This is a genomic window from Acinetobacter sp. Tr-809 (assembly GCF_011753255.1).
Taxonomy (GTDB): domain Bacteria; phylum Pseudomonadota; class Gammaproteobacteria; order Pseudomonadales; family Moraxellaceae; genus Acinetobacter.
This window is the reverse complement of record NZ_VWVZ01000005.1, coordinates 373,386-380,351: the sequence shown is the minus strand read 5'-3', so window position 1 is coordinate 380,351 and position 6,966 is coordinate 373,386. Positions and strand designations below refer to the sequence as shown.

Annotated in this window: 9 protein-coding genes and 1 rRNA gene; 7 read left to right on the top strand and 3 right to left on the bottom strand. The window is 40.5% G+C overall.

What is annotated here, in order from left to right; all coding sequences use genetic code 11:
* The 6 genes from rrf to F3J02_RS13610 form a co-directional block, all read left to right on the top strand.
* Window positions 1–108, top strand: a 5S ribosomal RNA gene (gene rrf / locus F3J02_RS13635); the annotation flags it as partial.
* An 89-nt stretch (window positions 109–197) separates the two neighbouring features.
* A complete protein-coding gene (locus F3J02_RS13630; RefSeq protein ID WP_167250082.1) occupies window positions 198–590 on the top strand; it encodes a DUF2007 domain-containing protein in 393 nt (130 codons plus the stop codon).
* 83 nt (window positions 591–673) lie between these two features.
* Window positions 674–1,069: a hypothetical protein gene (locus F3J02_RS13625; protein ID WP_167250080.1), complete on the top strand. Its 396-nt coding sequence runs from the start codon at window positions 674–676 to the stop codon at window positions 1,067–1,069.
* Between the two features lie 65 nt (window positions 1,070–1,134).
* On the top strand, window positions 1,135–1,482 hold the full coding sequence (locus F3J02_RS13620; RefSeq protein WP_167250078.1) for a GFA family protein: 348 nt from the start codon (window positions 1,135–1,137) through the stop codon (window positions 1,480–1,482).
* Window positions 1,483–1,504: 22 nt separating this feature from the next.
* The gene (locus F3J02_RS13615; RefSeq protein ID WP_167250076.1) at window positions 1,505–2,068 is read left to right on the top strand and encodes a DUF4256 domain-containing protein; all 564 of its coding nucleotides are present in this window, start codon (window positions 1,505–1,507) and stop codon (window positions 2,066–2,068) included.
* 132 nt (window positions 2,069–2,200) lie between these two features.
* The gene (locus tag F3J02_RS13610; protein WP_167250074.1) at window positions 2,201–3,364 is read left to right on the top strand and encodes an acyl-CoA dehydrogenase family protein; all 1,164 of its coding nucleotides are present in this window, start codon (window positions 2,201–2,203) and stop codon (window positions 3,362–3,364) included.
* A gap of 16 nt (window positions 3,365–3,380) precedes the next feature.
* Here the strand turns inward: F3J02_RS13610 and F3J02_RS13605 are convergent, their stop codons facing one another.
* The 3 genes from F3J02_RS13605 to F3J02_RS13595 all read right to left on the bottom strand — a co-directional run bounded on the left by F3J02_RS13605 (window position 3,381) and on the right by F3J02_RS13595 (window position 4,954).
* The gene (locus F3J02_RS13605) at window positions 3,381–3,785 is read right to left on the bottom strand and encodes a hypothetical protein (protein WP_167250072.1); all 405 of its coding nucleotides are present in this window, start codon (window positions 3,783–3,785) and stop codon (window positions 3,381–3,383) included.
* Window positions 3,786–3,848: 63 nt separating this feature from the next.
* Window positions 3,849–4,358: a GNAT family N-acetyltransferase gene (locus tag F3J02_RS13600; protein WP_167250070.1), complete on the bottom strand. Its 510-nt coding sequence runs from the start codon at window positions 4,356–4,358 to the stop codon at window positions 3,849–3,851.
* Window positions 4,355–4,954, bottom strand: coding sequence for a TetR/AcrR family transcriptional regulator (locus F3J02_RS13595; RefSeq protein ID WP_004652564.1), 600 nt, complete (start codon window positions 4,952–4,954; stop codon window positions 4,355–4,357). The genes F3J02_RS13600 and F3J02_RS13595 overlap by 4 nt, the downstream gene beginning before the upstream one ends.
* A gap of 195 nt (window positions 4,955–5,149) precedes the next feature.
* Here F3J02_RS13595 and F3J02_RS13590 point away from each other — a divergent pair, with 195 nt between their 5' ends.
* On the top strand, window positions 5,150–6,958 hold the full coding sequence (locus F3J02_RS13590; protein ID WP_167250068.1) for an acyclic terpene utilization AtuA family protein: 1,809 nt from the start codon (window positions 5,150–5,152) through the stop codon (window positions 6,956–6,958).
* Window positions 6,959–6,966 lie beyond the last annotated feature (8 nt).

Genomic DNA, 6,966 nt, shown 5'->3' with positions numbered 1-6,966 from the left:
ACAATAGCAAGAGTGAACCACCTGATCCCTTCCCGAACTCAGAAGTGAAACCTCTTAGCGCTGATGGTAGTGTGGCACTTGCCATGTGAGAGTAAGTCATCGCCAGCTTTTAAATCTAAACACCCCCAACCTAACCGTTGGGGGTGTTTTTTATTGCGCGGAATTTTATATACTGGTTGTTTTAAGGGCTTTCTGATATGACTTGGATCGTAGTACAAAGCTTTTCATTTCCGTATGAAGCTCAAATTGCCAAAACACAATTGGAAGCAGCTGAGATTCCAGCACGAATTGAAAATGAACATACCATTAATATGGATTGGCTTTACTCCAATGCTTTAGGTGGTGTGCGACTGTTAGTTCCTGAAAGCTATGAAGAAGAAGCTAAAGCATTACTTGCTCAAGATTTTAGCCAAGAATTAGAACAACAGTTTGGTGTAAATGAAAGCTGTCCTAAGTGTGGTAGTACAGATATACAACCTTATACAGAAGGTAAACGCCCCGCTTATGTGGTTTTTCTATTGCTGGGTTTTCCATTATTTTCTTATAAAAATGGAATGAAGTGTCGGCAGTGCCAACATTTTTGGAGTTAATGTCGTATAGCAAATCAACAAGATGTTTTAAATCATGAATGATCTGTATATGCTCAAACTAAAATAAAAAGAGCGTTGACGTTATGAATATTCAGAAAAATATTTTATGGGTAGATTGTACTGCGGCTGCATTTGCAGGACTGATTGTATTGTTGACTGCACAATGGTTAAGTCAACTCTATCATTTACCCAAGGGGATTATTGTTTTCGTGGGTTGCGTGAATCTCTTATACGCAATTTATTCATTTACGTTAGCCAATTATAAAAAACGCTCAATGTTCCTCATTAATATCTTAGTGGTTGCAAATAGCATATGGGTCTTGGTTTGTCTGATTATGCTTTGGCGATTCGGGCAGGAAATGACAATCTTTGCCGTGATCCATATTGCTGGGGAGGCGGTCTTTGTTGGTGCTTTGGCTCGATTGGAATATCAATGGCGGCATCAACTTGCATTTTCATATCACCCAAGAAATAACTAAATTAAGTGGACATCATTTAACCAGCTTTGTTTAATACGGTAGAACATTATAAAAAGGACAATAAGATGGAATATAAAGGAAGCTGTCATTGTGGAAAAATCATCTTTGTTGCACAAGGTAATTTGACTGAAGCATTGTCATGTAATTGCTCGATTTGTCAGAGAAAAGGTTCTTTGTTGTGGTTCTTGCCTACAGATAAAGTTGATATTACAGTTCAGGACGATGCTTTAGCTAGTTACCAATTTAATAAGCATGTGATTGATCATCATTTTTGTAAGATCTGTGGTATTCATCCTTTTGCAACAGGCATTGATCCGAAAGGGAATAAGATGTACGCCATTAATATCAGATGTATCGAAGATTTAAATTTGGAGAGTATCAAAATTAATCATTTTGATGGTCGTTCGGTTTAACACTCAAATTTAGAGAATAAAAATGACCAAGAAAAAACAGTTAAGTGCTGAACAGTCGATCATGTTGTTCGAGATCCTAAAAAAGCGTTTTGAAGCAAATATGCATCGGCATCACGGTTTGAATTGGGTTGATATCGAAGATCAGTTAAAACAAAAACCTGAAAAGCTATGGTCACTCAATCAAATGGAAGAAACTGGTGGAGAACCAGATATCATTTCATTTGATTCCAAACCATCGGAAATAGTCTTTTATGATTGTGCTGTAGAAACGCCAAAAGGTCGTAGAAGCCTTTGTTATGATCGTGCTGCTTTGAATGCACGTAAAGAACATAAACCCGAAAGCAATGCGGTTGAGGTTGCAGAGGAGATTGGTATTGAATTGCTCACAGAAGAACAATATAGGCAGTTACAGTCGGTTGAATATTTTGATTTAAAAACCTCAAGTTGGGTAAAAACCCCAGCAGATGTGCGTAAATTGGGTGGTGCAATTTTTTGTGATAGCCGTTATGGCCGTGTTTTTACCTATCATAATGGCGCTCAATCTTATTATGCGACCCGTGGATTTCGTGGTCGATTAAAAATATAGTTTTGTGATTCGATCTTACTTTGGCGTTTTTTTTATTTTTTAATTTTGCCAAGCGCTTGCTTGGTTTTTCTGGTTTTGCTACTTTAGTGCTCATTCAATAAACAATGATCAATAATTGCTAGGAAGCAGAATATGCATCTCAATCCTTTGTACTACAGCGAGCAGCATCTTGAATTTGCCAAGAGTATTCGACGCTTTGTTGAAAAAGAAATTTCACCATTTATCAATGAATGGGATGAAAGTGAAACCTTTCCAAGAGAACTCTATAAGAAAGCCGCTGAGATTGGTTTGTTGGGATTAGGTTTTGAAGAGCAGTATGGGGGGATTGCGGGAACTGATGCATTTTATACATTGTTATCTTCGATTGAGCTCGCAAAATGTGCTTCAGGTGGCTTAGCAGCCTCTTTACTGTCACATACCATTGGTGCGCCACCAATTCAGCACTTTGCCAACGAAGAGGTAAAAGCTCAAGTACTTCCTCAGATTTTATCGGGTGAAAAGATCTCAGCATTGGCAATTACTGAGCCAGGAGGTGGTTCAGATGTGGCTTCGCTTAAAACCAAGGCTGTACGTGACGGTGATTATTTTCTGGTGAGTGGTGAAAAGACCTTTATCACTTCGGGGATGCGAGCTGATTATTATTCAGTGGCAGTACGTACTGATCCAAATGCCAAAGGAGCAAATGGTATTTCAATGCTGCTCATAGATGCGCATAGTGCAGGAATCAGTAAAACCAAATTGGATAAGATGGGATGGTGGGCATCAGATACGGCACATCTGCATTTTGATAATGTCAAAGTGCCTGCTAGCCATTTATTGGGCCCTGAGAATATGGGCTTTCTGGTGATTATGAATAACTTCAATATGGAGCGTTTTTTCCTTGCAGCAAGTAGTTATGGCTTTGCCTTGACGTGTTATGAGGAAGCATTGGATTGGGCACAGCAACGCCAAACCTTTGGTAAGCGTCTAGTTGATCATCAGGTCATGCGTCATAAACTGGTGGACATGGCCACGCGACTAACGGCAACCCGTGCTTTACTCGAAGATACAGCTTATCGCTTAGGTAAGCCTGAATTGCAGGGCAGTGAACTGATTGCCCAGATTTGTATGCTGAAGAATGTTGCTACTCAAACCATGCAATTCTGTGCCGATGCTGCAGTACAGACGCTCGGGGGCATGGGCTTTATGCGTGGTACTAAATCTGAACGTATTTACCGTGAAGTGAAGGTGAATATGATTGGTGGTGGTGCAGAAGAAATTATGAAGGATTTAATTAGTAAGCAGTTGGGCTATTAACCTGATCGCTAGGAGCTTACCGTATGGGTTCAACCCAATAAGCTCCTTTTCCCTCAGGATGAACTGCGATATACCAAATTGATGAATTCTGAGCATAGACCAAAAACTGGAATCCCTGATCCTGCATTTCTTTCTTTTTACTTTGAGTCACATTATTCATTTTAATTGGGATGGCACCATGACCGCTGAAATAGTTTAGGTCTGTTGGTGAAAAAGTAAAAGAGCCATGACCTCTACTTAGATCTAGGTCATTTATTTCAATAATATTTTTTGTACTGGGTGGCAAAATTGGAGGTAACCAACCGCGTTCAAACGCATGTTCAACTTTAGCATGCTGCAAATCTGTAAACTTGGTTGTCACCTTATCATCGGTACAGCCGAGAATTAGGCTGAAAAGTAAAATCAAGATTATGCGTTGCATATCTTTCGCCTAAAAAATTGGCATCAGTTTATTTTTATCTTAATGTGTCAGATATCGCAATAATTAAAATGCTTGATATTTCTTATCTGTCCAATCCGAATTTAAAATTGCCCATCGCTCATGGTCTTTCCATTCTTTTCCTCCGACGCGTAGGTACTGGCGGGAGAAGCCTTCTTTTATAAAACCTGCATTTGCGACAAGGCGAATAGAGGGTAGATTGTCTGGTTGGATATTGGCTTCTAGTCGATGTAGGTTCAGAGTTTGAAATGCTTCGTGTAAAACCTGTTGTAGCCCTTGTCGCATATAACCATGTCCTGCATAAGGATAAAACGCTTCATAACCCAAGTAAGCAGAATGAAAGTGACCTCGAACGATATTGGAGATATTAAAAGTGCCGACAATGGCATGATTTTCTTTCAAGCAGACGAAATAACGATGTTCTTGTACGAGATATTGTTCAAAATCTGTTGGTAGATAGGTCCACGGTTGATGGAGTTGAATACTATTTTGGTAGGCAAGTTTGATTTCAGCTAAATCGCTGATTTGAGGCTTACGCAAATAGATCGCACTCATTTAACAGCCATTTCCCAAACCATTTCAGTCAATTCATCAATTTTGACTTTGCCTTCTGGTCTATACCACGTCACCGTCCAAGAAATCGAGCCACCGAGCAAGCGACGCCAAATAAAAGCATCATGTTTAACTTTGCCTTGAGCACGCAATTTTTCAATCACATCCAACCAGACTTGCTCATATTCATTACGCATTTTCAGAAGGTAATCTTGTTTTTCTTTAGAAAGGGCAAACCATTCATGCACCAGTACCGCCATAGCTGCACCTGTATCACCAGCAATGGAAAGTAATTCAGCTTTGATGAGATGGCGTAATTGTTGTTCAGGATCAGTTGAGCGTTCAGCAGCTTCTTTTAAACGGGCAAAGTTATAGATAATAGTTTGTTCCATCACTGTCGCCAGAATTTCATCTTTACTTTTAAAGTGATGAAACAGACTACCCGATTGAATGCCAATAAATTCACCGAGTTGACGAACCGTGGTTTTGTCATAACCTTGCTTATAAAACAGATAGGCAGCACCTTGCAGTAAACGTCCACGTGGACTGTCATCAAAACAAACAATCTTGGGTATTTGCTCAATTGAGGTTGCGATCATGCCTATTCATCTATCCCGTTTAATCTAAAGTCTATTGTAACAAAAATCATTTGATGCATTGTCTTATCTTTTTATAACAAGCATTTGCTTGAGTTTGACTATTTTTGCCAATACAGCATAGCATTATGTACTTTACAAACCAAGCACTTGCTTGGTAATGTTAAGGCGTTTTTAGCAATAACAATGAGAAAGCGCATGACAACTGTCAAACAGGATGACCAGAGGGTAGTCAAAATCGGGTGTGCATCAGGTTTTTGGGGCGATACCAACACCGCTGCATTTCAGTTGGTGCATCTGAGTGATATTGATTATTTGGTCTTTGATTATCTATCAGAAATCACCATGTCGATTATGGCGAAGGCGATGATGATGGATCCAAGTCATGGTTATGCGCTGGATTTTGTCAGTCGAGTGATGTCCCCCCTGATCAATAAAATTGCTGAGAAAAAAATAAAAGTGATTAGTAATGCAGGTGGGGTGAATCCACTGGCTTGTCGTGATGCTTTGCAAAAAATTATTGATGAAAAAGGTTTAGATTTAAAAGTTGCAGTGGTGTTGGGTGATGATGTATTGCCTAAGCATGCTGAATTACTCACCCAAAATGTTCAGGAAATGTTTAATGGCGATGCCTTGCCTGCACATGTGGCAAGTAGTAATGCCTATCTCGGTGCTGTTGCAATTCGTGATGCTTTAGATTTGGGTGCAGATATTGTGATTACAGGCCGTGTGGTCGATTCAGCGGTTGTGCTTGCCCCATTATTGCATGAATATAAATGGTCACTCGATGATTATGACAAGTTGGCACAAGGTTCTTTGGCAGGGCATGTGATTGAATGCGGTGCACAGTGTACAGGTGGAAACTTTACTGATTGGCGCTTGGTTCAAGGCTTTGACAATATGGGCTTTCCAATCGTAGAAGTCAGCGCTGATGCTTCATTTATTGTGACCAAGCCTCAAGGGACAGGTGGCCTTGTTTCAACTGCGACTGTAGCAGAGCAGATTGTTTATGAGATTGGCAATCCACAAGCCTATCTTTTACCTGATGTGAGCGCTGATTTTAGCCAAGTGCATTTAGAACAGGTAGGAGAGCATCGAGTCAAAGTGACTGGTGCCACAGGCCGTGTGCCAACTCAGCAATATAAAGTCAGTGTGACTTATGCGGATGGTTATCGTGTTTTGGTTAGTTTCTTGATTGCAGGTCGTGAAGCGCCAGAAAAAGCCCAAGTGATTGCCGATGCCATTATCAATAAATGTGAACGTGTATTGGCGCTGCGTTCCGTTCCACCCTTTAGTGAAAAATCGGTTGAGATTCTAGGTATTGAAAGTACTTATGGTGCACATGCCCGAATCAAAGACAGCCGTGAAGTGGTAGTTAAGATCGCGGTAAAGCATCTGTTTAAAGAAGCCTGTATGTTCTTTGCCTCGGAAATTGCCCAAGCCTCTACAGGGATGGCACCTGCATTGGCAGGAATTGTCGGAGGGCGTCCTAAAGCATCGGCTGTGGTGAAATTATTTTCATTCTTGATTGATAAAGATCAATTAAAGATAGAAGTCGACTTTGCAGGACAGCGTTATCCCGTTCAGATCCCCTTCGAACAAGTTTCACAGGATTATGTACAGCATTCCGTTGGTGAAGTAGCCGCGTATAAAGGCGATGAGGTTGAAGTCTCTTTGATAGACGTAGCACATGCACGCAGTGGCGATAAGGGAAATCATAGCAATATCGGGGTGATTGCACGTAAAGCTGAATATTTACCGTGGATTCGTGCCTCATTAACCGAAGCCAATGTTGCAGCATATATGCAGCATGTTCTTGATCCTGAGAAATCCAAAGTCATTCGTTATGAATTGCCTGAGATGCATGCACTGAATTTTATGTTGGAAAATGCATTAGGTGGTGGTGGTATTGCCAGCTTGCGAATTGATCCACAAGGTAAGGCTTTTGCACAGCAATTATTGGATATGCCAGTGAAAGTACCAGCACAACTGTTAGAAAAATATTAAGGATATAA

What these genes read in the sequence shown, in the direction of transcription:
- F3J02_RS13630 (WP_167250082.1), top strand. Translation starts at nt 198, where the DNA reads ATGACTTGGATCGTAGTACAAAGCTTTTCATTTCCGTATGAAGCTCAA.
- F3J02_RS13625 (WP_167250080.1), top strand. Translation starts at nt 674, where the DNA reads ATGAATATTCAGAAAAATATTTTATGGGTAGATTGTACTGCGGCTGCA.
- F3J02_RS13620 (WP_167250078.1), top strand. Translation starts at nt 1,135, where the DNA reads ATGGAATATAAAGGAAGCTGTCATTGTGGAAAAATCATCTTTGTTGCA.
- F3J02_RS13615 (WP_167250076.1), top strand. Translation starts at nt 1,505, where the DNA reads ATGACCAAGAAAAAACAGTTAAGTGCTGAACAGTCGATCATGTTGTTC.
- F3J02_RS13610 (WP_167250074.1), top strand. Translation starts at nt 2,201, where the DNA reads ATGCATCTCAATCCTTTGTACTACAGCGAGCAGCATCTTGAATTTGCC.
- F3J02_RS13605 (WP_167250072.1), bottom strand. Translation starts at nt 3,785, where the DNA reads ATGCAACGCATAATCTTGATTTTACTTTTCAGCCTAATTCTCGGCTGT.
- F3J02_RS13600 (WP_167250070.1), bottom strand. Translation starts at nt 4,358, where the DNA reads ATGAGTGCGATCTATTTGCGTAAGCCTCAAATCAGCGATTTAGCTGAA.
- F3J02_RS13595 (WP_004652564.1), bottom strand. Translation starts at nt 4,954, where the DNA reads ATGATCGCAACCTCAATTGAGCAAATACCCAAGATTGTTTGTTTTGAT.
- F3J02_RS13590 (WP_167250068.1), top strand. Translation starts at nt 5,150, where the DNA reads ATGACAACTGTCAAACAGGATGACCAGAGGGTAGTCAAAATCGGGTGT.